This is a genomic window from Microbacterium sp. LMI1x-1-1.1 (assembly GCF_040676205.1).
Lineage (GTDB): Bacteria > Actinomycetota > Actinomycetes > Actinomycetales > Microbacteriaceae > Microbacterium > Microbacterium aquilitoris.
The window spans coordinates 667,965-694,315 of record NZ_JBEGHM010000001.1 but is presented as its reverse complement, the minus strand read 5'-3'; the positions used below and the strand labels follow the sequence as shown (position 1 = coordinate 694,315).

Annotated in this window: 23 protein-coding genes; 11 read left to right on the top strand and 12 right to left on the bottom strand. The window is 70.3% G+C overall.

What is annotated here, in order from left to right:
• A complete protein-coding gene (locus tag MRBLMI1x_RS03435) occupies nucleotides 1-2,262 on the bottom strand; it encodes a carbon starvation CstA family protein (protein WP_018187957.1) in 2,262 nt (753 codons plus the stop codon).
• A 195-nt stretch (nucleotides 2,263-2,457) separates the two neighbouring features.
• Between MRBLMI1x_RS03435 and MRBLMI1x_RS03430 the strand changes: the two genes are divergently transcribed.
• The 9 genes from MRBLMI1x_RS03430 (at nucleotide 2,458) to MRBLMI1x_RS03390 (ending at nucleotide 11,316) form a co-directional block, all read left to right on the top strand.
• Nucleotides 2,458-2,766, top strand: a complete 309-nt coding sequence (locus tag MRBLMI1x_RS03430) for a GNAT family N-acetyltransferase (protein ID WP_018187956.1) — start codon at nucleotides 2,458-2,460, stop codon at nucleotides 2,764-2,766.
• A 3-nt stretch (nucleotides 2,767-2,769) separates the two neighbouring features.
• The gene (locus MRBLMI1x_RS03425; protein ID WP_018187955.1) at nucleotides 2,770-3,744 is read left to right on the top strand and encodes a pirin family protein; all 975 of its coding nucleotides are present in this window, start codon (nucleotides 2,770-2,772) and stop codon (nucleotides 3,742-3,744) included.
• A gap of 60 nt (nucleotides 3,745-3,804) precedes the next feature.
• Nucleotides 3,805-4,362, top strand: coding sequence for an ECF transporter S component (locus MRBLMI1x_RS03420; RefSeq protein WP_018187954.1), 558 nt, complete (start codon nucleotides 3,805-3,807; stop codon nucleotides 4,360-4,362).
• A gap of 43 nt (nucleotides 4,363-4,405) precedes the next feature.
• Nucleotides 4,406-6,187 carry an ABC transporter ATP-binding protein gene (locus MRBLMI1x_RS03415; protein WP_363456049.1) on the top strand — a complete coding sequence of 594 codons (1,782 nt, stop codon included), beginning with the start codon at nucleotides 4,406-4,408 and terminating at the stop codon, nucleotides 6,185-6,187.
• Nucleotides 6,184-6,990 (top strand): energy-coupling factor transporter transmembrane component T family protein, encoded by an 807-nt coding sequence (locus tag MRBLMI1x_RS03410; RefSeq protein WP_363456046.1) that lies wholly within the window; start codon nucleotides 6,184-6,186, stop codon nucleotides 6,988-6,990. Before MRBLMI1x_RS03415 ends, MRBLMI1x_RS03410 begins: the two co-directional genes overlap by 4 nt.
• Before the next feature lie 13 nt (nucleotides 6,991-7,003).
• Nucleotides 7,004-7,825, top strand: coding sequence for a siderophore-interacting protein (locus tag MRBLMI1x_RS03405; RefSeq protein ID WP_018187951.1), 822 nt, complete (start codon nucleotides 7,004-7,006; stop codon nucleotides 7,823-7,825).
• Nucleotide 7,826: 1 nt separating this feature from the next.
• Nucleotides 7,827-8,378, top strand: a complete 552-nt coding sequence (locus tag MRBLMI1x_RS03400) for an ECF transporter S component (RefSeq protein ID WP_363456042.1) — start codon at nucleotides 7,827-7,829, stop codon at nucleotides 8,376-8,378.
• Nucleotides 8,379-8,504: 126 nt separating this feature from the next.
• Nucleotides 8,505-10,049: an APC family permease gene (locus MRBLMI1x_RS03395; protein WP_020097703.1), complete on the top strand. Its 1,545-nt coding sequence runs from the start codon at nucleotides 8,505-8,507 to the stop codon at nucleotides 10,047-10,049.
• Nucleotides 10,050-10,071: 22 nt separating this feature from the next.
• On the top strand, nucleotides 10,072-11,316 hold the full coding sequence (locus MRBLMI1x_RS03390) for a saccharopine dehydrogenase family protein (protein ID WP_363456039.1): 1,245 nt from the start codon (nucleotides 10,072-10,074) through the stop codon (nucleotides 11,314-11,316).
• Nucleotides 11,317-11,388: 72 nt separating this feature from the next.
• On the opposite strand, the gene MRBLMI1x_RS03385 is transcribed toward MRBLMI1x_RS03390, so the two are convergent.
• From MRBLMI1x_RS03385 to iolC, 8 genes are all read right to left on the bottom strand, one after another.
• Nucleotides 11,389-12,339 carry a hypothetical protein gene (locus MRBLMI1x_RS03385; protein ID WP_363456036.1) on the bottom strand — a complete coding sequence of 317 codons (951 nt, stop codon included), beginning with the start codon at nucleotides 12,337-12,339 and terminating at the stop codon, nucleotides 11,389-11,391.
• 93 nt (nucleotides 12,340-12,432) lie between these two features.
• Nucleotides 12,433-13,443: an inositol 2-dehydrogenase gene (gene iolG / locus MRBLMI1x_RS03380; protein ID WP_020097700.1), complete on the bottom strand. Its 1,011-nt coding sequence runs from the start codon at nucleotides 13,441-13,443 to the stop codon at nucleotides 12,433-12,435.
• Between the two features lie 32 nt (nucleotides 13,444-13,475).
• Nucleotides 13,476-14,393, bottom strand: a complete 918-nt coding sequence (locus MRBLMI1x_RS03375; protein WP_363456032.1) for a sugar phosphate isomerase/epimerase family protein — start codon at nucleotides 14,391-14,393, stop codon at nucleotides 13,476-13,478.
• Nucleotides 14,390-16,315 (bottom strand): 3D-(3,5/4)-trihydroxycyclohexane-1,2-dione acylhydrolase (decyclizing), encoded by a 1,926-nt coding sequence (gene iolD / locus MRBLMI1x_RS03370; protein WP_363456029.1) that lies wholly within the window; start codon nucleotides 16,313-16,315, stop codon nucleotides 14,390-14,392. Before iolD ends, MRBLMI1x_RS03375 begins: the two co-directional genes overlap by 4 nt.
• Nucleotides 16,315-17,223, bottom strand: coding sequence for a 5-deoxy-glucuronate isomerase (gene iolB / locus MRBLMI1x_RS03365; RefSeq protein ID WP_363456026.1), 909 nt, complete (start codon nucleotides 17,221-17,223; stop codon nucleotides 16,315-16,317). Before iolB ends, iolD begins: the two co-directional genes overlap by 1 nt.
• Nucleotides 17,224-17,262: 39 nt before the next feature.
• Nucleotides 17,263-18,804, bottom strand: coding sequence for a CoA-acylating methylmalonate-semialdehyde dehydrogenase (locus tag MRBLMI1x_RS03360; RefSeq protein WP_018187942.1), 1,542 nt, complete (start codon nucleotides 18,802-18,804; stop codon nucleotides 17,263-17,265).
• Nucleotides 18,801-19,718, bottom strand: a complete 918-nt coding sequence (locus tag MRBLMI1x_RS03355) for a Cgl0159 family (beta/alpha)8-fold protein (protein WP_018187941.1) — start codon at nucleotides 19,716-19,718, stop codon at nucleotides 18,801-18,803. Before MRBLMI1x_RS03355 ends, MRBLMI1x_RS03360 begins: the two co-directional genes overlap by 4 nt.
• A complete protein-coding gene (gene iolC / locus MRBLMI1x_RS03350; RefSeq protein ID WP_018187940.1) occupies nucleotides 19,715-20,677 on the bottom strand; it encodes a 5-dehydro-2-deoxygluconokinase in 963 nt (320 codons plus the stop codon). Before iolC ends, MRBLMI1x_RS03355 begins: the two co-directional genes overlap by 4 nt.
• 152 nt (nucleotides 20,678-20,829) lie before the next feature.
• On the opposite strand from iolC, the gene MRBLMI1x_RS03345 reads away from it, so the two are divergent.
• Nucleotides 20,830-21,591 carry a GntR family transcriptional regulator gene (locus tag MRBLMI1x_RS03345; protein WP_018187939.1) on the top strand — a complete coding sequence of 254 codons (762 nt, stop codon included), beginning with the start codon at nucleotides 20,830-20,832 and terminating at the stop codon, nucleotides 21,589-21,591.
• A 79-nt stretch (nucleotides 21,592-21,670) separates the two neighbouring features.
• Here the strand turns inward: MRBLMI1x_RS03345 and MRBLMI1x_RS03340 are convergent, their stop codons facing one another.
• Together MRBLMI1x_RS03340 and MRBLMI1x_RS03335 are read right to left on the bottom strand one after the other, a co-directional pair.
• A complete protein-coding gene (locus MRBLMI1x_RS03340) occupies nucleotides 21,671-23,011 on the bottom strand; it encodes a CotH kinase family protein (protein WP_363456021.1) in 1,341 nt (446 codons plus the stop codon).
• Nucleotides 23,012-23,075: 64 nt separating this feature from the next.
• A complete protein-coding gene (locus MRBLMI1x_RS03335) occupies nucleotides 23,076-24,239 on the bottom strand; it encodes an acyl-CoA dehydrogenase family protein (protein WP_018187937.1) in 1,164 nt (387 codons plus the stop codon).
• Between the two features lie 188 nt (nucleotides 24,240-24,427).
• On the opposite strand from MRBLMI1x_RS03335, the gene MRBLMI1x_RS03330 reads away from it, so the two are divergent.
• Complete coding sequence (locus tag MRBLMI1x_RS03330) at nucleotides 24,428-25,321, top strand: AraC family transcriptional regulator (RefSeq protein ID WP_363456016.1); 894 nt, start codon at nucleotides 24,428-24,430, stop codon at nucleotides 25,319-25,321.
• Here the strand turns inward: MRBLMI1x_RS03330 and MRBLMI1x_RS03325 are convergent.
• The gene (locus MRBLMI1x_RS03325) at nucleotides 25,312-26,277 is read right to left on the bottom strand and encodes a M15 family metallopeptidase (RefSeq protein WP_363456013.1); all 966 of its coding nucleotides are present in this window, start codon (nucleotides 26,275-26,277) and stop codon (nucleotides 25,312-25,314) included. The two genes, MRBLMI1x_RS03330 and MRBLMI1x_RS03325, sit on opposite strands and share 10 nt — an antisense overlap.
• Nucleotides 26,278-26,351: the final 74 nt, after the last annotated feature.

The following is a 26,351-nucleotide window of genomic DNA, read 5'->3' as shown; positions in this document are numbered from 1 at the left end:
TCAGTGCCTGTTCGCGGTGCGCTCGTCGGCGAGGATCGGCTCCCACTGCTTCTCGAGCTCGCGCTCGGCAGCCGTGCCGATGAACCCGGCGGGAGCGAAGCGGCGCGAGGGCACCGCCTCGTCCTCGTGGTTCTCGCCACCGCCACGGCGGATCGCGGCGATCGTGACGCACACGGCGGCGATGATCACGATGATCGCGAGGGTCACGAACACGATCGACAGGGTGCCCTGCACGAAGGTGTTGCGGATAACGGCCTCCATGACCGCCGGCTCGCCGAGCGTCGTGTCGCCCTGAGCGAGCGCGTCGCGGTAGCGGAAGTGGTTCGACCAGTATCCGATCGCCGGGTTCGGCGAGAAGATCTTGTACGCCGACGCGGTGATCGTCACGACCGCCGCGAACGCGAGCGGCAGGGCGACGATCCACAGCCACCGGACGTACGACGGGCCGCGCTTCGCGATGATCGCGAGGACCACGGCGAGCGCGATCGCGGCGAGCAGCTGGTTGGCGATGCCGAAGAGCGGGAAGAACGTGTTGATGCCGCCGAGGGGGTCGGTGACGCCGAGGATGAGGATCGCTCCCCAGCCGGCGACCATGATCGCCGTCGTGATCCAGACGCCCGGACGCCACGAGACGTCGCGGAACTTGGGGACCCAGTGGCCGATCGAGTCCTGCAGCATGAAGCGCGCGACGCGGGTCCCGGCATCCACCGCCGTGAGGATGAACAGCGCCTCGAACATGATCGCGAAGTGGTACCAGAACGCCATCATCGCCTGGCCGCCGAGGGCCTGCTGCATGATGTGCGCGAGACCGAGCGCGAGGGTCGGCGCACCACCGGTACGCGAGACGATCGACTCCTCGCCGACCGCCGCCGCGGTGCTCGTCAGCATGTCGGGGGTGAGGTTCACCCCGGTGATGCCGAGCGAGTTCACGAACGCGACCGCGCCCTCCACCGTGCCCATCGTCGAGGCCGCCGATGCGTTCATCGCGTAGTAGATGCCCTGGTCGATCGAGATCGCGGCGACGAGGGCCATGATCGCGACGAAGGACTCCATGATCATGCCGCCGTAGCCGATGAAGCGCGTCTGGCGCTCCTTCTCGACGAGCTTGGGGGTCGTGCCCGACGCGATGAGCGCGTGGAAGCCCGAGAGGGCACCGCACGCGATCGTCACGAACAGGAACGGGAACAGGGGACCTGCGAACACCGGCCCGGTTCCTGCGATCGCGAAGTCGGTGACGGCGGGGACGGTGATCTCGGGACGGACGAGGACGATCGCCCCGGCCAGCATCACGATGACACCGATCTTCATGAACGTCGACAGGTAGTCGCGGGGTGCCAGCAGCAGCCAGACGGGGAGGACCGCGGCGATGAAGCCGTAGATGATGATGCCCCACGCGATGACGCTGCGGTCGAGGTGCAGGAACTCCTGACCCCACGCGGTCTCGGCGACCCAGCCGCCGGCGACGATCGCCGCGATCAGCAGGACGAAGCCGATGATCGAGACCTCGGTGACCTTGCCGGGGCGGAGGTACCGCAGGTACAAGCCCATGAACAGGGCGATCGGGATCGTCATCGACACCGAGAAGACGCCCCACGGGCTCTCGCCGAGCGCGTTGACGACGACGAGGGCGAGGATCGCGACGATGATCAGCATGATCAGCAGCGACGCGACGATCGCGGCGGTGCCGCCGATGCGGCCGAGCTCCTGGCGGGCCATCTGACCGATCGTCCGGCCACCGCGGCGCATCGAGAAGAACAGGACGGTGTAGTCCTGCACGGCGCCCGCGAGCACGACGCCGACGATGATCCAGATGGTGCCGGGGAGGAAGCCCATCTGCGCCGCGAGCACGGGACCGACGAGCGGGCCGGCACCGGCGATGGCGGCGAAGTGGTGGCCGTAGAGGACGCGACGGTCGGTGGGGACGTAGTCCTTGCCATCCTGCTTCACCTCTGCCGGGGTGGCCCGACGGTCGTCGGGGCGCAGCAGATGCTTCTCGATGACCTTCGAATAGAAGCGGTAGCCGATCAGGTACGTCGCGACGGCGGCGAACACGAACCAGATCGCGTTGACGGTCTCACCGCGGACGATCGCGAGCATCGTCCAGCCGAGACCACCGGCGAGGGCGATGAGCGCCCAGACGACGATCTTCAGCGGCGTCCAGCGGCCGTCCTTGGTCTTCTGCTCCTCGGTGAGGGCGACGGGGGGAAGGGAGGGATCGGGTTCGAGCGTGGCGGCCTTGCCACGGCGCGACGGTGCAGACATGGGCGACTCCTTCGGGCGCGTCTTTGCGTACACGTCAGGGTAGGAAGACGGATGCCGCTCCCCCGGGCGCGGTCGATGGGCGCTGCGACGAGCGGCACGGTCGGCGCGACGAGCGGTCGGACCTCGCGCTGTCCAGTCCTGGCGGGAAGGCAGTCACGCCGCTTACGGTTGATCCACACGACAGAGGGGGTCCCTGTGGCACACGACGCCGCACCGACGGTCACGCGCAACGATGAGAAGAACCGCTACGAGATCCACGTCGACGGGGCGGTGGCGGGTTACACGCTCTTCACGACCGACGACGCGGGCCGCACCGTGATGCCCCACACCAAGATCGACCCGGCCTACAAGGGTCAGGGTCTCGGCTCGACCCTCGTCGCCGACGCCCTGTCGGACCTCGCCGACCGGCACGCGACGGTCGTCCCCGAGTGCCCGTTCGTCGCGGGCTACCTCTCGGAGCACGACGTCCCCGGCCTCACGGTCGCCTCCCCCGACGCGGAGTGAGGGATGACCCGCCTCGACGCCGACCCGACCGAGACCGTCGACGCCCCGGCATCCTGTGACGGCCCGCGCGCACTGCTGCTGACCGCGCGCGAAGTCCCCCTCGGCGGCGTCCGCGGCATGCAGGTGCACCGCGCCCTGCCGCAGCGCGAGCTGCCGATGGTCGGCGCCTGGTGCTTCCTCGATCGGTTCGGCCCTCAGGTGACGACGATGCGCGTCGAACCCCACCCGCACATCGGGCTGCAGACCGTCACGTGGCCCTTCGCGGGCGAGACCCGCCACCGCGACACGATCGGCTCCGACGTCGTCATCAAGCGCGGGCAGCTGAACATCATGACCAGCGGGGCGGGCATCGCCCACTCCGAGTACTCGATGGGCGACGAGCCCACCGTCACCGACGCCCTCCAGCTCTGGGTCGCGCTCCCCGAGTCGCGCCGCCACGGCGGGCCCGATTTCGAGAGACACACCGACCTTCCCGTCGTGGACCTGGGCGACGGCGCAGCGGCGGTCGTCGTGGTCGGCGAGCTCGCCGGCATCCACTCTCCCGCCACGATGTACACGCCGATCGTCGGCGCGGAGGTCTTCATCCCCGCGGGGGCCCGGGTGCGGATTCCACTGAACCCCGCGTGGGAGCACGCCCTCGTCGGGGTCGACGGGGCTCCTCTCGTCCACGCCGGAGACGAGGAGTCCGTGACGCTCGGCGACCACGACCTGCTCTACCTGGGCCTCGCACGAGAGGTCATCGAGATCGAGGCACCGACCGACGTCACGGTCTTCGTGCTCGGCGGCGAACCGTTCGAGAGCGACATCGTCATGTGGTGGAACTTCGTCGGGCGCAGCCACGAGGAGATCGTCGCCGCACGTGACGAGTGGGAGGCGGACTCGCCGCGTTTCGGACACGTCGTCACGCACGGCGACGAGCGGATACCCGCGCCGCCGCTGCCGACCGTGCGGTTGACGAAACGGCGCCGTCGCACCTGACTCGGCGCCCGCGGTTTTGCACGGCCCGGGCCCCGCTCGCCCGCGGATAGCCTTGGATCCGTGGCCCGAATCCCCCTGCTCTCCACGCGCGTCCTGCTCGTGTGCGCGGCGCTCGGCGTGGCCACAGGCATCCTCGGCGGAGTAGCCGGGCTCGTGACACCCGCGGTCCTCGCCCTGGCGCCCTGGGCGTACGGCGCCGTGCTCGGCTCGCACGTGTTGCCAGGCATCATCGCGCAGCAGGTTTTCCGGATGCCCCTCGTCGCCCTCACGACGCATGTGCTGGCCGCGCTGGTCGCGAGCTCCGTGAACCCGGCCTGGATCGGACGCTTCCTCGGCACCGCACTGCTGTTCGGTGCCATTCAGGAGGGAGTGGCTGCCCTCACCCGTTACCGCGTCTGGGGACGCTGGCGCTTCTACGTCTCGGCTGTCGTCATCGGGGTCGTGGTGGCCGGGGTGGTGGCGGTCGCCGCCGACCTCACAGTGCTCCCCACCTGGGCGCAGATCGCGTACTTCGTGGTGTCGATCTTCGGGCCCGTCGCCTGGACCGCCGCCGGCCTCGGCGTGGGCTCGGGTCTGCGTCGGGCGGGTGTCGCACGACCGACCGTCACCCGTAGGTAAGGGTAGGCTAACTTGGGAGTACCCCTCCCTCGTTTGGACTCCCGTGACCTCTGCCGACCCCGGCGCGCCCGACGTCCCGCTCGCCCCGGGAACGCCGCCGGCGCTCCTCCGTGTCCGCGATGTCGCGATCGTGCACGACGGCGCGCACACCGCGGTACCGGCATCCGTCTCGTTCGAAGTCGCACCGGGTGAGGTCGTGCTCCTCCTCGGGCCGAGCGGATCGGGAAAGTCCACCCTCGCCCTCGCGACGAACGGGCTGATCCCCCAGGCAGTGCCGGCCGAACTGACAGGCACGGTGTCGGTCGCGGGCCTCGACGCGACGACGACGCCCGTGGCCACGCTCGCTTCGCGCGTGGGCATGGTCTTCCAAGACCCGGACGCGCAGCTCATCACGGGCACCGTCCTCGACGACGTCGCCTTCGGCCCCGAGAACCTGCGGCTCCCGGTCGACGAGGTCCTCGCCCGCACCGAGGCAGCGCTGCGTCGGATGGGCCTGTGGGAGAGGCGCCACGAGAACCCCGACCGCCTGTCAGGTGGGGGCAAGCAGCGTCTCGCCATCGCGAGCGCCCTGGCGCTCGGCTCCGACCTGCTCGTCCTCGATGAACCGACCGCCAACCTCGATCCGGCCGGCATCGAGGATGTCTACGATGCTCTCGCCGCCGTCGTCGCGGACGGGCGATCGATCCTCCTCGTCGAGCACAACCTCGACGCCGCCGTCACGCTCACCGACCGGGTCGTGGTGCTCGACGCCGACGGTCGCACGATCGCCGACGGCACCGTCGACGACGTCCTCCGCGAGCGCGCCGAGGAACTGCACGCGCTCGGCGTGTGGCTCCCCGTGTCGGCGACGGCAGCCCTCGCGCTGCGCCGAGCGGGCTGGAACCTCCCCCGCCTTCCGCTGACCCCGACCGAACTGCGCGAGACGCTCGAGGCGACCGCCCCTCCCGTGCCCAGTGCAGGTTCAGCGGCGCCGGACGGCCCGGAACGGGCCACCGACCTGCGCCTAGACCTGCACTCTGCACGCCCGGTGATCGAGGTGCGGGGGCTCACCCTCCGCCGCGGCCGACGCGAGGTGCTCCACGACGTCGACCTCACGATCACCGCGGGCGAGTTCGTCGCGGTCGTCGGAGAGAACGGGGCCGGAAAGACGAGCCTGCTGCAGGCGATCGCGGGGGTCATCCCGCCGCCACGCGGCGCGGTGCAGGTGGCGGGGACGGATGCCGCGCGCATCCCGCTCCGCGACCTCTCGAGACGCATCGGGTTCGTGTTCCAGAACCCCGAGCACCAGTTCATCGCACACACGGTCTTCGATGAGCTGGCTCACGGGCTTCACGGTCGGCACCTCACGGACGAGGCCATCCGCGAGCGGACGATGGAGGTCCTTACGAGATTCGGGCTCGAAGGCAAGGCCGACGTCCATCCGTTCCTGCTCTCGGGTGGCCAGAAGCGGCGGCTGTCGGTGGGGACCGCGCTGGTCGGCGGCGCCCCGATCCTCACGCTCGATGAACCGACCTTCGGGCAGGACCGCGCCCGCGCCGACGAGCTCCTGCGACTACTGCAGGGGCTCAACGACGACGGCACCACAATCATCGTCGTCACTCACGACATGCAGCTCGTCTCGGAGTACGCGACCCGTACGGTCGTCGTCGGCGACGGGCGCATCGTCGCCGACGCCCCCACACGGGACGTGTTCGCTGACGAGGCGCTGCTGCGCCGATCGGGCCTGCGCATCCCGCCGCTCGCCGCCGCACTGCGCGGCGTGAGGCGGCATCCGTCCCTCGCCGGAGTCACCCGCCTCGACGACCTCGAGGCGGCGCTCCGGTGACCGCCACGATCGATCCGTACGCCGTCGAGGCACCCTCACGCGGATTCCTCGCACAGCTGAGCCCGTTGGCGAAGCTTGCCGGGCCGCTCCCCGCCATGCTGCTGCTGATCTTCGCGCGGGACCTCGCGACCCCGGCCGCCTTCCTCGGCCTGGCGTACGTGCTTGTGCTCGCGGGGGCGCGCCTGACCGGCCGTATCTCGCTACTGCTGTTCGTCGCGGTCCCGGTCGGGGCCGCCGTGGTCGGCTTGGCACTGTCACTCTGGGCCGACCCCGCGCGGGTCGACCGGTCGGCGCCGCTCCTCTCCGTCGGCGACTGGACTCTCTACCTCGGCGCAGTCCAGATCGGACTCGCGACCGGGCTCCGGCTGGCCGCGATCCTCGCCCTCGGATTCGTCGCCGGGCTCACGACGACCGGACCTGACCTCGTCCGCGCGCTCGTTCAGCAGTTGCGGGTGCCCTATCGCATCGGTTACACGGCCCTCGCTGCCTTCCGGTTCGTGCCGCGCTTCGGGTACGAGCTCGAGGTCATCCGCCAGGCGCACCGCGTGCGGGGCGCGCACGCCGGCCGCGGCCCGTTCGCGGCGATCGCGCGGTGGTGGGGCTACATCGTGCCGCTGCTGGCAGGGGCGATCCGTCACGCCGAGCGCGTCGCGCTCGCGATGGACGCTCGTGCGTTCGGCGCCCACCCGGACCGCACCGAGCGATACCTCCTGCCCTGGCGTCGGCGCGACACCGTCTTCACGGGCGCGCTGTGGATCGCGTCTGCCGTGATTCTCATCGCCCTCTTTCCCTGGACCCTGTGATGAAAGGATGCCGATGGCCCGCGCCAGCGCACTCGTGAAGCCCGAGATGCAGGAGCTCCTGCATCTCACCGTCGTGCGCACCGAGCGCATCGCCCCGCACTGGATGCGCGTCACCCTCGGCGGCGGTGAGATCGACCGCTTCACCTTCCGCGGCTACGACCAGTGGTTCCGCCTGTTCCTGCCCGTCGGCGGCGAGGAGGGCCTCGACCGCATCCCGGCCAAGGCGAACGGGCTGCTGGGCTACCTCCGGTTCCTCCGCATCCCCGAGGGAGTCCGCCCCGTCATGCGCAACTACACCGTGCGTGCGTACCGCCCGGCATCCGCTTCCCGTGGCGCCGAGATCGATGTCGACTTCGTCCTGCACGGGCAGGGGGATGCCTCGGGTCCAGCGTCGGGATGGGCGGAGCGCGCGCAACCGGGCGAGAGCGTCGTCATCATCGACGAGGGCCTCGGGTTCAACCCCGCCCGCGGAGTCGATCGCGTCGTGCTCGTCGCCGACGAGACGGGCGCCCCCGCGGTGGCCGGCATCTGCGCCTCGCTGCCGGCATCCGCCACCGGCGTCGCCCTGATCGAGGCGCCGAGCGCCGAGGACGCACTCGACTTCGACGCCCCGGCCGGCGTCGACGTGCGCTGGCTCGTGCGCGACGCGGATGCCGCACCCGGCTCCCTCGCCCTCGCCGCGCTCGAGCGCCACGCCCCCGCCCCGGGCGCCCACCACTTCATCGTCGGCGAGCAGCACCTGCCGACCTCCGCCCGCCGCCACCTCGTCGCGCAGGGCGTCGACAAGGCGGCGATCAGCTTCATCGGCTACTGGCGCTCGACGACGGGACACTGACATGGGAAAGATCACCACCGCCTACCTGCTCACGTGCGCCGCGATCGGTGTCGCCTCGGGGATCGTGCTCGCCGTCGGATGGTGGGTGTCGCTCGGCTTGTTCGCCACCGTCCCCTTCGCGAGCGTCGCTATCGCGGGCCTGTGGGTCATGCCGGCGGTCATCGCGCTGCGCCTCCTCAACCGCCCGTTCGCTGGACTGCTCGTCGGAGTGATCTCCGGTCTCGTCCTCACTCCGTTCTGGACGATCTCGGCCGTCGCGACGACCGTCTTCTGGTCGCTCTTCCCCGAGCTCCCGTTCCTGGTGACGCTCTACCGGCGCTGGTCGACCTGGCTGCACTACGCCGGTGGTGCGGCCATCGGCATCGGGTATCCGATCCTCGCTGCCCAGTCGTTCGACCTGTGGTCGATGAGTCCGCTGCTCGTGGTGCTGTTCATCGGCCTCTGCGCCGTCAGCTGCGTGGTGGGGACATGGGCCGGCATCCTCATCGCCGACCGGCTGCGGGCCGCCGGTGTGGCCAGGCTGGCGCGACGGCGGGCTCCTCGGGCCTCCTGAAATCGGGTCTCGTGCCGCGAGGAACCCGGTGCTACTGTGAGGCAACTTTCCCGCAGGGCCCGACGCTCCCGATGCCGCAGGCCGCACCCGATCGCGGGAGCGGCTCGCGTTTCTGAGGAGGCCCGCGTGACCACGACACCCGTTCACCTGACCCGGCCGGACGGCAAGGGGCTCGCCGCCGGCACGCTCGGCCTCTGGGGCTCGACCGTCATCGGTCTCGCCTCGACCGCGCCGGTCTATTCGCTCGTCGCGACGCTCGGCTACGTCGTCCTCGCCGTCGGCGGGCAGGCGCCGATCGCGTTCGTGATCGCGTTCATCCCGATGCTGCTCATCGCCTTCGCCTACCGCGAGCTCAACAACGCCGTCCCCGACTGCGGGACGGCGTTCACGTGGGCGACCAAGGCGTTCGGGCCGTGGGTCGGCTGGATGGGCGGGTGGGGCGTCGCGATCGCCGGCATGATCGTGCTCGCGAACCTCGCCCAGGTCGGCTCGGTGTACTTCTGGGCGCTCCTCGGGCAGGAGTTCGAGGAGCAGAACGACTGGCGCATCATCGTCGTCGCCGTCGCTTTCATCGCGGCGATGACCTGGATCTCGTGGCGCGGTGTCGAGATCGGCGAGCGCATCCAGAACGTGCTGCTCGGCATCCAGTACCTCGCCCTCATCGTCTTCGTCATCGCCGCCCTGACGCAGTTCTTCGCCGGCGACGCACCGGCGGCGACGCCGTTCAGCTGGGAGTGGCTGAACCCGTTCGCCTTCGGCGACTGGGGCGGGTTCGTCGAGGCGATCCTGCTCGCGATCTTCATCTACTGGGGCTGGGACACGTGCCTCGCCCTCAACGAGGAGACGAAGGACCCCAAGCGCATCCCGGGACTGGCGGCCCTGCTCACCTGCGTGCTCCTGCTCGTCACCTACGTCTCAGTCACGATCGCCGCGATGATGTACGCGGGCATCGGCGAAGAGGGCGGCGGGCTCGGCAATCCCGAGAACGCCGACGACTTCTTCCTCGGCATCCGCGACGGACTGCTCGGTCCGTGGGGGTGGCTTCTGGTGGTGGCGGTGCTCATCTCGGCCGTGTCGTCGACGCAGACCACGATCCTCCCGACCGCCCGCGGCACCCTCGCGATGGGCGTCTACCGGGCGCTGCCCGCGAAGTTCAAGGACGTCCACCCCGACTACCGGACCCCGTCGTTCTCGACGCTCGTCATGGGCGTCGTCGCGATCGTCTACTACGTCGTGATGACGACGATCAGCGACGCGATCCTGCAGGACACGATCCTCTCCCTCGGCCTCGCGATCGCCTTCTACTACGCCATCACGGGGTACGCGTGCGTCTGGTACTTCCGGGCCGACCTCTTCCGCTCGGCGCGCGACTTCTTCTTCAAGGGGCTGTTCCCGCTCATCGGCGCGCTCATGCTGACGTACGCGTTCATCCAGTCGGCGATCGACATGCTCGCCCCCGACTACAGCTACTACGGCACGCTGCTCGGGGTCGGCTCGACGTTCGTGGTCGGCATCGGGGCGCTCGCGCTGGGCGCGGTCCTCATGGTCGTCTGGTTCTTCTTCCCTCGGGCCAAGCGGTTCTTCCGCGGCGAGAGCCTCAACCGCGACACCCCCGTCCTCGTCCCCGACGACACCAGCTCGCTCCCCCGTTCGATCGACGGCGGCATCTGACCGCCCGAAAGGAACCCTCCGCATGCGCATCCTCATCATCGGCGCGGGCGGTGTCGGCAGTGCCGCCGCCCGCATCCTCCGCCGCCGCGACTTCTTCGAGACCGTCGTCATCGCCGACTACGACCCGGCCCGTCCGCAGGCGCTCGTGGACGAGCTCGGTGACGAGCGCTTCGCCGCGGCGCAGGTGGATGCCTCGAACGCCGAGTCCGTGGCATCCCTCCTCCGCGAGCACTCCGCCACCCACGTGCTGAACGCCGTCGACCCGCGGTTCGTCATGCCGATCTTCGACGGCGCGTTCGCGGCCGGGGCGACGTACCTCGACATGGCCATGAGCCTGTCGCAGCGGCATCCGGATCGCCCGTATGAGGAGGTGGGCGTCAAGCTCGGCGACGCGCAGTTCGCGAAGGAGCAGGAGTGGCAGGATGCCGGGCGCCTGGCGCTCGTCGGGATCGGCGTCGAGCCGGGCCTGTCGGACGTCTTCGCGCGCTACGCGGAGGATGAGCTGTTCGACGAGATCGACGAGTTGGGCGTGCGCGACGGCGCGAACCTCGTCGTCGCGGGGTACGACTTCGCGCCGTCGTTCTCGATCTGGACGACGATCGAGGAGTGCCTGAACCCGCCCGTGATCTATGAGGAGGGCAAGGGCTGGTACGTCACCGAGCCCTTCAGCGAGCCGGAGGTGTTCGACTTCCCCGACGGGATCGGCCCGGTCGAGTGCGTCAACGTCGAGCACGAGGAGGTGCTCCTCATGCCGCGGTGGACCAAGGCCAAGCGCGTGACATTCAAGTACGGCCTCGGCGACGAGTTCATCGAGGTGCTGCGGGTGCTCAACAAGCTCGGCCTCGACAAGACCGACCCGCTGACCGTGAAGGGGGTGCAGGTCTCACCGCGCGACGTCGTGGCGGCGGCCCTCCCCGACCCGGCCACCATCGGCGACAAGATGAGCGGCAAGACGTGCGCCGGCGTGTGGGTGACGGGAACCGGCAAGGACGGGCAGCCGCGCTCGACGTACCTGTACCACGTGGCCGACAACGAGCAGACGATGCGCGAGGACAACTCGCAGGCCGTCGTCTGGCAGACGGCGATCAACCCCGTCATCGCGTTCGAGCTGCTCGCCCGGGGCACGTGGTCGGGGACGGGCGTGCTCGGTCCCGAGGCGTTCGACGCGAAGCCGTTCCTCGAGCTGCTCGCCGCGCCGAAGCCCGAGGGCTACGGCTCGCCGTGGGGCATGCGGGAGCAGCCGCATCCCGTACCGTCCGAGGCCTGAGGAGGGGCGAGGTCCCGATCGGGCCGGGAAACGGGCGCGCATTCCCGGCCCGAACGGGACTTCGACAGCGGCTCAGCGCCGGTAGGTCGTGAGCGCGCGGTCGCGCGAGACCTGCGCGGTGAGCCCCTCGGCCTCGAGCAGGCCGACCGTCCGCCGCGACAGGGGTGGCAGGGCGGGGGTGCGGGTGAGTCCCACGAGCAGAGTGCGGTCCGTCGTGGCGGTCCGCACCTCGAGGCGCGCGTACTCGCCGCGCTCGCGCCAGCGGAGCAGATCGATGTCGCGGTAGGCGAACCGCTCCTCGCGCCCGGCGTTCGCGATGCGCACGTCAGAGGCGCCGAACGTGATCGTGTATGTCGCCGACCGGCGCTGGACGACGGCCCACAGAGCGAGGTAGGCGAGCCCCGCGAAGGGAAGCGCGACCAGGACGACGAGGGAGCGGGGCCCGAGCCGGGGGAAGACGTCCGAGAGGCCGATCAGCACGGCGATGACGGGGACGGCGGCGGCGATGATCGCGAGGACGATCCCCGCAGCGAGGCCACGCATCGACATCGACACCGCGCGGACCTCCACGGCGGCGCCTCCCGCCGGCGCAGCACGCCAATCGAGAGTCGACGGCGGCGATGGTCGCCGCCCGACCCGGATGCGGCCGAGGACGCGTCCGAGGAGGGCGATCCAGATCCACGCGGATGCCGGGGCGAGAGCGATCCCGCCGGCGACGACGACGGCGCGCAGCACCGGGGTGCCCTGCGGGCCGCCCCACGAGCCGACGGTGGCGAGCACGGCTCCCGCCGCGATCGCGACGACGACGTGGACGATCAGGCCCGCCGCACCGAGACGCTCGACCGCGCCGACGAAAGCGGCACTGAGCGCCCATCCGCCGACGACAGCCAGCAGGATCGACCAGATGTCCAGGTCGGACGCCGCCAGGACGACCGCCACGGCGAGGGCGAACAGGGCGAGTCCCGCCCCGAGGGCAACGACGGGGAACACCCACGAGCGGCGGTCGTCGACGGCATCCCTCACGAGGGTCGATCGTACGGGGCAGCGACGGCGAGGTCCCGATCCGGCCGGGAAACGCGTGCGCTCACCCGGCCCGATCGGGACCTCATTACGACGTCAGGTCAGGTCGACGGCGACCGACACACCCTCGGTCGCCGAGCGCTGCGCCGCGTCTGCCAAAAGCAGCGCGGCGCGGCCGTCGTCGAACGTCGGGCTCGCGGACTCCTCGCCGCGCACCAGCTTGAGGAACTCCGCCAGCTCGGCCCGGTACGAAGGGGTGTAGCGCGTGACCATGGATGCCTCGAACGGCGCACCGGCGGCGACACCGTTCGCGTTCGACAGGCTCACGAGGCTCGTGCCCTGGTTGGCGACGGTCAGGTCGCCGTCGCTGCCGTAGGCCTCGATGCGCTGGTCGTACCCGGTCGTGCTGTGGCGCGAGTTGATGATCGTGACGAGCGCACCCGAGGCGGATTTGAGGATGGCGGTGGTCGTGTCGAAGTCGCCGTGCTCGCGGGCGCCGTCGTCGAAGGTCGTCGTGCCGAAGGCGGTGACCTGCACGATGTCGGGCAGGAAGTAGCGCGCCATGTCGAAGTCGTGGATCGTCATGTCGCGGAAGATGCCGCCCGACACGGCGACGTACGACGCCGGCGGCGCCGACGGATCGCGGCTGATGATCGTCAGCTGCTCGAGGCGGCCGATCTCGCCCGCAGCGACGCGCGAACGCGCCGTGTGGAAGCCGGGGTCGAACCGGCGGTTGAACCCGAGCGCGACGGGCACACCGGCGGCGGCGACCACGGGACGGAGCGCCTCGACGCGGGCGATGTCGAGATCGATCGGCTTCTCGCAGAGGACGGGGATGCCGGCCTCCACCGCGGCGCGGATCAGGTCGACGTGCGTCGGGGTCGGCGAGGCGACGAGCACGGCGTCGACCTCACCCGAGGCGAACACCTCGGCGGGATCGGTCGTGGTCTTTCCGCCGTACTGGGCGGCCAGACGCTCGGCGCCGTCGATGAACGGGTCGGCGATCCAGGCCAGCTCGGCGTCGGGGGATGCGGCGATGCTCGCGGCGTGCACCTGGCCGATGCGTCCGGAGCCGAAGAGTCCGAAGCGGACGGGGGTGGCGGTCATGTCGTTCCTGTTCGTCGAGAGAGGGAAAGCGGTCACACCCACGCGCGCAGGGCGTTGCGGTTGGTGATCTGATCGGCGGAGCGGGCGGTGACGAAGGTGTCGAGGGCGACATCGGGTCCGTTGAGCACGTCCTGCTCGACGACGACCCAGCCTTCATAGCTGCGGGCGTCGAGGGCCGACATCACCGACGCGAGGTCGATGTCGCCCTGGCCGAAGGCGACGAACGAGCCGCCCGACCAGACCTCCGGCATCCCCCCGCCTGCGGCGAGGACCCGTCGGAGCGCGGCGAGGTCGACGTCCTTGAGGTGCAGGTGGTTGATGCGGTCGCCCCAGCGCTCGACGGCGGCGAGCGGGTCGCCGCCCGCGATGAAGAGGTGACCGGTGTCGAGGGTGAGGTCGACGTCGGTGTCGGCGACGAACCGGTCGATCTCGTCGGGCGACTCGACGAAGGTCCCCGCGTGGTGGTGGAACGTCGGCTCGAAGCCGGCGCCCCGGACGATGCGCGCGGCGCGGGCGACGTTGTCGGTGAGGCGGCCCCAGGCATCCGTGTCGAGCCGGTCGACCTCGGCGCCGCGACCCGGGGCACCGCGGCGGAGCGACGACCCGTCGTCGGCGAGCGTCGGAAGCGGCAGGGGGCCGGCGCCGGCCTCGGCACCCGCCGAGAACTGGCGGAGCGCTGCGCGCAGGTCGGGCAGGGCGGCGGCGAAGGCCTCGTCGTCTGAGAACGGCAGCTGGACCCAACCACCGGCGAGCCCGAGGCCGAACCGCTCGAGGCGGCCCCGGAGGGCGGCATCCTCACCGAGGAACCCGAGGGGGCCCAGGTCGATGCCGGCGTAGTCCGCCTCGGCGAGCGCCGCCATCATCGCGTCGGCCGAGATCGTCTCGGCGCCCTCCGGGGTGAGCTCGAAGACACCGAAGCTGACCGGAGCGCCGGCGACGACCGCCTTCATCGCTGACCTCCGCCGAGGAGGGGGCGCTGCGCGGCGCGTTCGCCGACGTAGGCCTCGCGGGCCTGCTGCGTGGACTCGATGGACGACACCTCCGGGACGGGCACGTCCCACCACCCGGCGTTGTCGGGTGCGTAGACGAGCGGATCGCTGTTGATGTGGATGAACGTCGACCGATCGGATGCCTTCGCGGCGGCGACGGCGGCAGTCAGGTTCGCCGCGGCATCCGGTCCTTCCGCGATCTCGACCACGTCGAGGCCGTAGCTGCGCGCGTTCATGGCGAGGTCGACGGGGAGGACGTCGCCACCCTGGAAGTTCTTCGCGGCGGGGTCGTAGGTGCGGTACTGCGTGCCGAAGCGCTGCGACCCGACCGTCTCGGAGAGGTGACCGATCGAGGCGAAGCCGTGGTTCTGGATGAGGATCACGATGATCTTGATGCCCTCGGCGACCGCCGTGACGAGCTCGCTGTTGAGCATCAGGTACGACCCGTCGCCCACCATGACGACGACGTCGCGGTCATCCCCCGCGGCGACGAGCCCGCGCTTCGCACCGAGCCCGCCGGCGATCTCGTAGCCCATGCACGAGAACGCGTATTCGACGTGGTAGCCGAGGGGGTCGCGCACGCGCCACAGCTTGTGGAGGTCGCCGGGCAGTGATCCGGCCGCCTGCACGATGACGTCGCGTGGGTCGGTCGCGGCGTGAACGGCGTGGATGATCTCGGGCTGCCCCGGGCGGTCGGCACCCGACGGCGCGAACGCGCGGTCGACGATCTCGTCCCACTCCGCCTTCTGTCGGGCGATCCGCTCGGCGTGGTCGGCCGTGACGCGGAAGCCCTCGAGGTCCCGCGTGAGCGCGACGAGCGCTTCGCGGGCATCGGCGATGACGGGCAGCTCCGAGCCGTGCTTGTAGGCGTCGAAGGCGGCGACGTTGATGTTGACGAAGACGACGTCCGGGTTCTGGAAGGCCGTCCGCGACGCGGTGGTGAAGTCGCTGTAGCGGGTACCGATCCCGATGACGACGTCGGCCTCGGCCGCGAGGCGGTTGGCCGCGAGCGAGCCCGTCGCCCCGACGCCGCCGAGGTACTGCGGGTGGTCCCACGCGAGGGATCCGCCGCCGGCCTGGGTCGTGCCGACGGGGATGCCGGTGGCCTCGACGAACGCGCGGAGCTGCTCCTCCGCCTCGGAGTAGATGACCCCACCGCCGGCCACGATGAACGGGGTCTTCGCCGAGCGGATCGCGGCGACCGCGCGCTCGAGAGGTCCGCGTTCGGGGAGCGGACGGCGGATGTGCCACTCGCGGTCCTGCAGGAACTCGATGGGCACATCGAGCGCCTCGGCCTGGACGTCCTCGGGGAGGGCGATCGTGACGGCTCCGGTCTCGGCGGGGTCGGTGAGGACCCGCATCGCGGCGAGCGCGATCGAGTAGAGCTGCTCGGGGCGCTGCACGCGGTCGAAGAACTTGGAGAGCGGGCGGAACGCGTCGTTCACCGTGAGCCCGATGTCCCACGGCTGCTCGAGCTGCTGCAGCACGGGGTCGGCGACGCGGGTCGCGAACGTGTCGCTCGGCAGGAGCAGCGCGGGAAGGCGGTTGGTCGTGGCGAGCGCGGCTCCCGTGAGCATGTTGGCCGCGCCCGGACCGACGGATGCCGCGGCCGCATACGTGCCGCGGCGACGGTGCATCCGCGCGTAGCCGACGGCCTGGTGCACCATCGCCTGCTCGTTGCGGGCCTGGTGATACGGCATGAGGTCGGGATCGTGGACGTTCAGCTGAGTGAGCGCCTGGCCGATGCCGGCGACGTTGCCGTGACCGAAGATGCCGAAGACCCCGGGGATCGTGCGCTCGCGCACGTCGCCGTCGACCGTCCACTGGTGGGCCAGGAACTCGATGAGCGCCTGGCTGACCGTCATCCGCTTCGTCTCTGCCATCAGGATCGGCCTTCCTCGGTCGGGTACGGGAGCCGCGGATCGACGTCCTGCTCCGTCCAGGTGTCGCGGACCCACGCGTGCGCGGGGTCGTCGCTGATGAGCCACGCCCGGTCGGGGTCGGGCCCGGCCATGACGTTCAGGTAGTACAGGTCGTAGCCCGGCGCGGCGACGGCGGGGCCGTGGTAGCCGTAGGGCACGAGGGCGATGTCGCCCGTCCGCACCATCGCGGCGATGTCGATTTCGCCCGCGGGCGAGGAGTAGGTGCTGAACATCCCGAAGGCACTGTCCTCGGCGGCCGCCGACCCCGCGACCGGCGCCGACTCGAAGTAGTAGATCTCCTCGAGGCGCGACTCGTGCCCCGGGACATGCTCGTCGTGCTTGTGCGGCGGGTACGACGACCAGTTGTCGGCCGGGGTGATCACTTCGCAGACGATCAGGCGGTCGGCATCCAGCGCCTGCGGCGTCCCGAAGTTGTGCACCTGTCGGCTCGACGATCCCGCGCCGCGCAGCTCGACGGGGGTCTCCGCCGCGGCGATGTGGCGCCACGGAAGGCGGACGGATGCCGGGGCCTCCGCGACGGCCACGCGACCGCGTCCTGTGAGCGTCGCCGTCCGTCCGACCGGCAGGTAGAGCACGTCGGTCGGGCCGTCGAAGACCGACCGACGACCCTGCAGCGTCGTCCGTGCACTGTCGTCGCCGTCTGCATGGTCGACCTCGAACGAGCCCGCGAGCGGCACGATGATGCGCTCGACGTCGGTCTCGGCCAGCTCGACGGCATCGCCGTCCGCGAGGTCGGCGACACGGATGCCGGTGTGCTGCCAGCCGGGGGTGCCCCGGTCGACGACGCTCTCCCAGCCGTCTGCGGCGAGGTCGCCGCGGCGGTGGAACCAGGTGTTCTCGATGCTCATCTTCGCGCTCTCGGGATGCCGCCGCCGGGCGGCGTGCGATCAGGTGTTCTGGGGGAAGCCGAGGTTGATGCCGCCGTGCTCGCCGAGGGCACGCGTGGCGGGGTCGAGCCACCGGCTGGTGATCGCCTTCTCACGGGTGAAGAAGTCGAACCCGTGGACACCGTACGCTTTCGCGTCGCCGAACAGCGACTTCTTCCAGCCGCCGAACGAGTGGTACGCGACGGGGACGGGGATCGGCACGTTGATGCCGATCATGCCGACCTGCACCTCGTGCTGGAACCGGCGCGCGGCGCCGCCGTCGTTGGTGAAGATCGCGGTGCCGTTGCCGAACTCGCCCGAGTTGATGAGCGCGAGGCCCTCGTCGTAGCTCTCGACGCGGACGACCGAGAGGACGGGTCCGAAGATCTCCTCCGTGTAGGCGCGGGAGGTCGTCGGGACGTGGTCGAGGAGGGTGGGTCCGAAGAAGAACCCGTCCTCGTGGCCGTCGACCGTGAACCCACGGCCGTCGACGACGACCGTCGCGCCGTCGGCCTCGGCGATGTCGACGTAGGAGGACACCTTGTCGCGGTGGACGTCGGTGATGAGCGGCCCCATGTCGGGCTCGACGCCGTCCTGGCCCGCGCCGTTGCCGATACGGAGCTTCGCGATGCGCTCGCTCACCTTGGCGATCAGCTCGTCGGCGACCGGCTCGACGGCGAGGACGACGCTGATCGCCATGCACCGCTCGCCCGCCGCGCCGAAGCCCGCGTTGACCGCCTGGTCGGCGACGAGGTCGAGGTCGGCGTCGGGGAGCACGAGCATGTGGTTCTTCGCGCCGCCGAGGGCCTGCACGCGCTTGCCGTTGCGCGATGCGGTCTCGTAGATGTACTGCGCGATCGGAGTCGAGCCGACGAACGAGATCGACTGCACGACGGGGCTGTGCAGCAGCCCGTCGACGGCGAGCTTGTCGCCCTGCAGCACCGTGAAGACGCCAGCCGGCAAGCCCGCCTCCGCCCACAGCTCGGCGAGCCAGAGCGCGGCCGACGGGTCCTTCTCGCTGGGCTTGAGGACGACCGCGTTGCCGGCTGCGATCGCGATCGGGGCGAACCAGAGCGGCACCATGACGGGGAAGTTGAAGGGCGAGATGACGCCGACGACGCCGAGGGGCTGTTTGATCGAGAAGACGTCGACGCCGGTCGACGCGTTCTCGGAGTACGCGCCCTTGATGAGGTGCGGGAACCCTGTTGCGAGCTCGACGACCTCCTGGCCGCGGAGGATCTCGCCCATGGCGTCGGAGACGACCTTGCCGTGCTCGCTCGTGATGAGCTCGGCCAGCTCGCCCTTGCGTGCGTTCAGCAGCTCGCGGAACGCGAAGAGCACGCCCTGACGCTTCGCGATCGAGAACGCGGACCACACGCGGAAGCCCTCTTCGGCCGCGGCGATCGCCTCGTCGATCTCGGCCTGGTCGGCCAGGGCGACCTCTGCCTGCACCGCGCCCGTCGCCGGGTTGTACACCGGAGCCGTCCGCCCGCTCGTCGAGGCACGGTGCGCGCCGCCGATCCAGTGGCCGATGACGCGGGTCTGGGTGGAGAGGGTGCTCATGAGTGTTCCTTCGTGACGAGGGAGGAGTGGACGAGACCGGCCGCGATGTCGACCGCAGCCGCGGTGTCGCCGTCGGGCGGGTAGAGGAGGGTCCGGCCGACGGTGAGTCCGCGGACACCGGGGAGCGCGAGGGCATCCTGCCATGAGGCGAAGGTGGTGTCGGGGTCCTCCCCCGAGTCCCCGCCGAGAAGCAGTGTCGGGAGGGTCGTGGCCGCCATGACCCGCTCCATGTCGGGCACGACGGGCAGCTTCATCCACGTGTACGCGCTCGACCCGCCGAGGCCCGACGCGATCGCGACCGACAGGACCACGGCATCCGTCGACAGGTCGTTGACGATGCGGCCGTCTCGCCACGAGCTCATGAACGGCTCGAGCATGATCGGGATGCCGGCGCCCGCCGCCGCGGTCACGGCGTGCGCCGTCGCCTCGAGGGTCGCGGCCGTCGCCGGGTCCTCGAGGTTGATGCGCATGAGCACCTTCGCGAAGTCCAGGTTCGCGGAGATCATCGAGGGCACGTCGTACGCGCCGTAGCGGTCGTCCATCTCGAAGGAGGATCCCCGGAGGCCGCCGCGGTTCATCGAGCCGACGACGATCTTGCCGTCGAGCAGGCCCAGGGCGGCGAGGTCGTCGATCACATCGGGGGTGCCGAGGACACCGTCGACCCCGGGGCGGCTGAGCGCGATGGCGAGGCGCTCGATCAGTTCGTAGCGGTCGGCCATGGCCGCGGCATCCGACCCCACGGCCAGTGCACCGCGGGCGGGGTGATCCGCAGCGACGATGAAGAGGCGGCCGTCGCCGGTGTCGAGGTGGCGCCGGGTGCGGGTCGCGACAGCGTGCCGGATCGCCTCGGGGTCGAAGGCGCGCAGCTCGCGCAGACGCGCGAAGGCGGCCTCGCTGATGACTCGGTCGCTCATGTCGCGCTCCCCGCGCTCAGGATCGCCTCGACCTCGTCGGTCGTCGGCATCGCCGTCGAACATTCCAGGCGCGACGCCACGATGGCGCCGGCCGCATTCGCGAAGCGGAGGATCCGCTCCAAGTCCCAGCCGAGCAGCAGGCCGTGACAGAGGGCACCGCCGAACGCGTCCCCGGCGCCGAGCCCGTTGACCACGTCGACGGGATGCGGCGGCGCGACGACGGTCTCGGTGCGGGTCTTCGCGAGGACGCCCTCGGGTCCCTGCTTCACGATCGCGAGCTCGACGCCGCGCTCGAGCAGGGCGTCGGCCGCCCGCATCGGGTCGGTCTCGCCGACGGCGACCTCGCACTCCTCGCGGTTGCCCACGGCGACCGTCACGTGCTCGAGGGCGGCGGACACCTGCGCGCTCGCCTCGGCGGGGTCGGGCCAGAACATGGGCCGGTAGTCGAGGTCGAGGACGGTGTGGCGCGCGCGGCCGCGGCGACGCAGGGCGTCGAAGTGGGTGGAGCGGCTCGGCTCCTGGCTGAGGCCGGTGACCGTGAGCCAGAAGATGGATGCCTCCACCAGCACGTCGTCCGGCAGCTGGTCGGGCGTCACCTCGAGGTCCGGCGCCTTCGGTTCGCGGTAGAAGTACAGCGGGAAGTCGTCGGGCGGGAAGATCTCGCAGACGGTGAGCGGCGTCTTGTAGGTGCCGTCGACGGCGACGAGCGTCGGGTCGACCGAGAGGCGGTCCAGTTCGGCGCGGAGGTAGCGGCCGAACGGGTCATCGCCGACGCGCGAGACGAGCGAGACGTCGTGCCCGTAGCGGGCGGCTGCGACGGCGACGTTGGCCGCGCTTCCGCCGAGGAACTTGCCGAACGACGAGACCTCTTCGAGGCCGACACCGATCTGCAGCGGGTAGATGTCGACGCCGAGACGGCCGAGCGACAGGACCTCGGGGGCGGTGGCGCGAGAGGTCATCCGGCGGTCGTGTCTCGAGGCGCGAACATGTCCTAACAATAACACATAGACAAATCCGGAAGCCAGGACGGATGTGCCGTTAGCCTGTCACGTGATGTTGTCGGTACAAACGCCGACGACACCCGTCATCCATCAGAAGGAGTGTGAGGGCTGTGGTCGATGCCGACACCTACTGGCCCGCGGAACTCTTCACCGACCTCGACCGCACCGGTCCCGTGCCGCTGTATTTCCAGGTGTCCAGTCGGCTCGAGGCCGCCATTCACTCCGGCGCGATCCCGGCCGGCGGACGCCTCGAGAACGAGATCGCGATCGGCCAGCGCCTCGGCCTCTCCCGCCCCACCATCCGACGTGCGATCCAGGAGCTCGTCGACAAGGGCCTCCTCGTGCGACGCCGGGGCATCGGCACGCAGGTCGTCCAAGGGCAGGTGACGCGAGCGGTCGAGCTGACGAGCCTCTACGAGGACCTCAAGAACTCCTCGCACGTCCCCGCGACCCGCGTCCTCGGGCACGAGGTCATCCCGGCCACCGACGTCGTCGCCCACAGCCTCGGCCTGACACCCGGCGATGACGTCCTCTTCGTCCGTCGGCAGCGGAGCACCGACGGAGTGCCCGTCGCCGTGCTCGAGAACTACCTGCCGCCGGAGTTCGCCGACATCACCCGCGAGCAGCTCGAGGAGCACGGCCTCTACGAGATCCTTCGCGCGCGCGGCATCACCATCCGCGTCGCCAAGCAGAAGATCGGCGCCCGCAGCGCGCGCGGCGACGAGGGCGAACTCCTCGACATCGAGACCGCGGGGCCCGTCCTCACGATGGAGCGCGTCGCGTTCGACGACTCGGGCCGCGCCTTCGAGTACGGCCACCACTGCTACCGCCCCGACCTCTACAGCTTCGAGACGACGCTCGTCGCCAAGTAGGAGGCCGCACGCGATCGAGGTCCCGATCGGGCCGGGAAACAGCGCGTCGTTTCCGGCCCGATCGGGACCTCGGTACGCGTCAGTCAGCGAGGCGTTCGAAGGATGCCGTCAGGTCCGCAGCATCCGAGGCGATGACGTCGGCGTCGACGAGGTCGCCGGCACCGGCCACGAGCGCGTCCGACCACGTCTGGAGGATCTCCTCCGCGGCCCCTGATCCGTAGAAGAGGTCGCGCAGTCTCTCCAGCTCGCTCTCGTACAGCGCGTGGAAGTCCTCGTCGGCGAGGAAGCGCGTGGCCAGGATGTTGGAGCCACCGCGACCCCCGCCTCCGCCCATCTCCGGCCCGGCGACACCACCGGTATCGTCCGGCCGGGCGGGTCGGTTCGCCCCGGCATCGCCCTCGGGCGCTCCCGCGTCACCACGGTCGGGCATCGCCGTCCCGTCACCGCGGGCACCGCCTGCCCCGGCACCCCCTGGTGAGGCGCCGAAGGCGAGATTGAGGTCCCAGTTGACGACGGTCATCAGGTCGGTGTCCGCATCGTAGGCGAGGTAGGAGTTGTTGCCCGGCCCGTCGATGTCGTCGAAGTTGTCGACGAGGTCCTGGAACGCGAGGTAGGTGGCGAACTCCGTCACATCGAGGTGCTCCGACAGCTCGGCGCTGAACGTGTCGTCGTCGGAATCGTTGATGAACTCCAGGAACGAGATGAGCGGACTGAGATCGTCTTCGCCCGCCTCCTGATCGAAGACGTCCGTGTAGGACTCCGCGTCGTCGCCGCGGTAGGAGTAATCCCCGCCCGACTCGGCCTTGTAGAGCGAGGTCGCGCCGAGGGTGGACTCGTTCCAGCTTTCGCCCGGGTTCTCGACGACGAGGCGCAACGACGTGGACCCCCCGATCGTGAACCGCGTGGCCGCGGCCTGCTCGCTGGCGAGCCCCGCCCGGTCGAGGAGATCGAGTGCGACGGCTTCGTTGAGCGACGTCTCGGAGCTGTTGCCCCGGACGACGAACTCGGTGATGCCCTCGTGGTTCTGGTCGTCGACGAACTTGTCGAGCCGGATGACCCACGGGATGCCGCTGGGGTCGTCATCGCTCGTGACGCTCTTCAGCGACGAATTGCCTTTCAGCTTCAGCCCCGCGCGCTCGTAGACCTGGCCATCGATCGTGACGGTGACCTCGATCCACTCCTTGTCACCCGTGCTCTCGTACGTCTTCAGAAGCTGGGCGAGCGCATCCTCATCCACGTCGACCGAGATCGCATGCACCGTCGAGGAGTCCCAGAAGCTGGCCGTCGAGGTCGCGGCGCCGGCGGCATCCGTCCCCTCTCCCCCCTCCTCGACGGCCGGCGCGACGCATCCCGCCAGAACGAGGGCGCCGACCGAGACGAGGGCGAGCGAGAGAGTGAGGCGGAGGTGTCGAGTGCGCATGCGTCGATGACACCCCGCCTCCCTTAATCGCGCCTAAGACGCGACTAAAGGCAGCCTTCGGGACTCAGCGCTTGCCGGCGATACGGCGCGAGACGATATCGCGCATGATCTCGTTCGTGCCGCCGTAGATGCGGTGCACGCGGGCATCGAGGAACGCGCGCGCGATCGGGTACTCCATGATGTAGCCGTAGCCGCCGTGCAGCTGGACGCAGGCGTCGAGCACCTCCCACTCACGCTCGGTGGCCCAGAACTTGACCTGGGCGGCATCCTCCGCCGAGAGCTTGTTCTCGCCGTAGAGGGCGATCGCGCGGTCGATGTAGGCCCACATGACGTCGACCGTCGTGACGAGGTCGGCCATCGCGAAGCGCGTGTTCTGGAAGTCGATAATCCGCTGACCGAAGGCCTCGCGGTCCTTCGTGTACGCGATGGTCCATTCGACACCGGCCTGCGCGGCGGCCGCGCCGGCAACGCCGATCGACAGGCGCTCGAGCGGCAGGTTCATCATCAGCTGGATGAAGCCCTTGCCCTCCTCGCCGCCGATGAGGTTCTCATCGGGCACGAAGACGTCGGTGAAGCTGAGCTCGGCGGTGTCGTGACCCTGGAAGCCCATCTTGTGCAGCTTCTTACCGTGGTCGAACCCGGCCATGTCGGCCTCGAGCAGCAGGAGCGAGAAGGCGTCGGGGCGGTTGCCCTCGCCCGTCTTGACGAAGACGACGAAGATGTCGGACGTCGTCCCCGACGAGATGAACGTCTTCGCGCCGTTGACGATGTACCCGCCGTCGGTCTTCTTCGCCGTGGTCGAGATGCCGCGCAGGTCCGAGCCCGCGCCGGGCTCGGTCATCGCGAGCGCGCCGAGGATTTCGCCGGTCGCCATGCGCGGCAGCCACTTCTGCTTCTGCTCCTGCGTGCCCATGTGCACGAGGTACGGCACGGCGAGGTCGTCCTGGATGCCGAAGGCGCCGGCGAGCGAACCCGCGCCGGCGCGGATGATCTCCTCGTTGACGACGGTGCGGAAGCGGTAGTCCTGCAGCATGCCCGCGCCGCCGAACTCCTCGGGGACGCTCAGGCCGATGACGCCGGCCTCGCCCGCCGCGAGCATCGTGGCGCGGTCGATCTCGCCCGCGGCATCCCACTGTTCGCGCTTCTCGTTCGTGACGTACCGCTTGACGAACTCCTTGACGACGTCGCGGAACGCCTCATGATCCTCGTCGTAGATGTTCCGCTCCATGCGCGGACCCCCTTCGTGTCAGTGCTCTCACACTCGCGCGACGCTGCGCTCGTGGCGGCGTCGCCAGCCTCCACTGTACGCGCGTCGTGGGATCGGATGCCAGGGTGGGCGCGACTCAGTTCCGCGGCTCAGCCGACCGTTCCGGTCCGCAGATATCGGGCATCGTCGCAAAACGAAGAGGAGAGTGGATGCCGGAGGGAGACACCGTGATCACCGCACTCACCCGCACGGTCGAGCACATCGAGGCGCATCTCGGCGACGAGCTGGATGTCGGCGCAGTGGCCCGGACGCACGGCACGACGGAGTACCACCTCCGCCGGATGTTCTCGTCGCTGGCGGGGATGCCGCTGTCGGAGTACGTCCGGCGGCGACGGATGACCGCGGCGGCAGGCGAGGTGGTCGGGGGCGAAGACCTGCTGACGATCGCGGTGCGCTACGGCTACGGCTCGACCGAGGCGTTCGCCCGGGCGTTCCGGGCGGTGCACGGCATCGCCCCTTCCGTCGCACGGCGCGACGGAGGCCCCCTCCGCACACAACCCCGGCTCAGGTTGCGCCTGACCGTAGAAGGGAGCATCCCCATGGACACCCGCATCGTCGAACGACCGGCCTTCCGCCTGATCGGGCGAGCGGCACGCGTGCCGCTCATGCATCGCGGGGTGAACCCCGCCATCCAGGCGCACATCGCCGCGCTCCCCGCGACCGAGCACGCGCGACTGAAGGGGCTGAGCGACACCGATCCGGCCGGCCTGCTGCAGGTCAGCGCCGACGTCGACCCCGACTACACCGAGGGCAGCAAGCTGACCTATCTGCACGGGGTCGCTCGCGCCGAGGGCAGCACGGTTCCCGCGGACCTCGATGTCGTCGACGTACCCGCCGGGACGTGGGCGGTGTTCCGCACGAGCGGCGCCTACCCGCAGGCGCTGCAGTCGACGTGGGCGGCGACGGCGACCGACTGGTTCCCGGCGAACCCGTGGCGACTGCGACCGGGGCCGTCGATCGTCGCCGTCCTCGATCGCGCCGACGACTTCTCGTCCGCGACGTGCGAGCTCTGGCTGCCCGTCGACCAGGAACCTCAGCCGTAGTCGGGCGCGGGCTCGAGGCCGAAGAAGTCCTCGAGGGTATGGAACCCGCCGTCCGCATACGCGGCGGCCAATTCGCGGCCGATGAAGCGCAGGTGCCACGGTTCGGCGGAGTACCCGGTGGTCGGCGTGTGGCCCTCTTCGTAGCGGACGATGAAGCCGTAGCGCCAGGCGTTCTCGACGATCCAGTCGGACTGCGGGGTCCCGCCGAAGCCGTCGTGGTCTCCGCATCCGGAGTCACAGGCGACGACGTCGACCGCGAGTCCCGTCTGATGCTCGCTGTGCCCCGGGCGAGCGCTACGGAGGTCTGCGGCGGCCTTGCCGCGGTTGGCGACGTGGCGGTTGTACGTCTCGACCTGGTTGTCATAGGGGCGGAAGCCGCTGCTCACACCGATCTTGCCGGCTCCGGCGGCGCCGAGGTCCGCGGACAGCTCGTCGAGAGCGGCGGCGGTCTGGTCGAGCAGCCACCCGCCCGCGACGATCCGAAGGCCCTGCGGTCGCGCCTGCGGCGTGGGCCAGTGGTCGATGGGGCTCAGCGGATGCCTCTTGTTCGCGACCACCCAGAGGCGCCCCGCCTCGTGCAGGTCGATGCAGGGCGCCTCCCCCTCGGCGACGGCTGCCCGGAAGGGTTCGGCGCCGCCGAATGCCGCGATGACGTCCCGATCCGAGCCGCTGTCGAGTGCGGTGACGACGGCATCCGTCTCGCAGATCGGCGGGGTCTGGTCAGGCTGGTCAGCCCCGGGCGTGGAAGCCGCGGGCAGGGAAGCCTCAGCCGCGGGTGGCGACGCGGCGGGATCGGATGCCGGATCGGCGACGGCGTCCTCCGGCGCGAACGCCCGAGACAGGACCACCACGAGCGCGACCGTCACGGCCGCAGCGAGGGTCAGGAGCACGAGAGCACGCCGCTGGCGTCGCCTGCGGAGCACCCGTCGCCGGGCGGCGCTCCTCGTCTCTGACACGTGACCAGTCTCGCAGTCACCAGTGGGCATCCCCGGTGTTCGATCATCTCGCGTGTGTCGTTGACAGTCTTTCG

Bases quoted from the DNA above. Each gene is read 5' to 3' on its own strand.
- MRBLMI1x_RS03435 (WP_018187957.1), bottom strand. From the start codon at position 2,262: ATGTCTGCACCGTCGCGCCGTGGCAAGGCCGCCACGCTCGAACCCGAT.
- MRBLMI1x_RS03425 (WP_018187955.1), top strand. From the start codon at position 2,770: ATGACCCGCCTCGACGCCGACCCGACCGAGACCGTCGACGCCCCGGCA.
- MRBLMI1x_RS03405 (WP_018187951.1), top strand. From the start codon at position 7,004: ATGGCCCGCGCCAGCGCACTCGTGAAGCCCGAGATGCAGGAGCTCCTG.
- MRBLMI1x_RS03400 (WP_363456042.1), top strand. From the start codon at position 7,827: ATGGGAAAGATCACCACCGCCTACCTGCTCACGTGCGCCGCGATCGGT.
- MRBLMI1x_RS03390 (WP_363456039.1), top strand. From the start codon at position 10,072: ATGCGCATCCTCATCATCGGCGCGGGCGGTGTCGGCAGTGCCGCCGCC.
- iolG (WP_020097700.1), bottom strand. From the start codon at position 13,443: ATGACCGCCACCCCCGTCCGCTTCGGACTCTTCGGCTCCGGACGCATC.
- MRBLMI1x_RS03375 (WP_363456032.1), bottom strand. From the start codon at position 14,393: ATGAAGGCGGTCGTCGCCGGCGCTCCGGTCAGCTTCGGTGTCTTCGAG.
- iolD (WP_363456029.1), bottom strand. From the start codon at position 16,315: ATGGCAGAGACGAAGCGGATGACGGTCAGCCAGGCGCTCATCGAGTTC.
- iolB (WP_363456026.1), bottom strand. From the start codon at position 17,223: ATGAGCATCGAGAACACCTGGTTCCACCGCCGCGGCGACCTCGCCGCA.
- MRBLMI1x_RS03360 (WP_018187942.1), bottom strand. From the start codon at position 18,804: ATGAGCACCCTCTCCACCCAGACCCGCGTCATCGGCCACTGGATCGGC.
- MRBLMI1x_RS03355 (WP_018187941.1), bottom strand. From the start codon at position 19,718: ATGAGCGACCGAGTCATCAGCGAGGCCGCCTTCGCGCGTCTGCGCGAG.
- iolC (WP_018187940.1), bottom strand. From the start codon at position 20,677: ATGACCTCTCGCGCCACCGCCCCCGAGGTCCTGTCGCTCGGCCGTCTC.
- MRBLMI1x_RS03340 (WP_363456021.1), bottom strand. From the start codon at position 23,011: ATGCGCACTCGACACCTCCGCCTCACTCTCTCGCTCGCCCTCGTCTCG.
- MRBLMI1x_RS03335 (WP_018187937.1), bottom strand. From the start codon at position 24,239: ATGGAGCGGAACATCTACGACGAGGATCATGAGGCGTTCCGCGACGTC.
- MRBLMI1x_RS03330 (WP_363456016.1), top strand. From the start codon at position 24,428: ATGCCGGAGGGAGACACCGTGATCACCGCACTCACCCGCACGGTCGAG.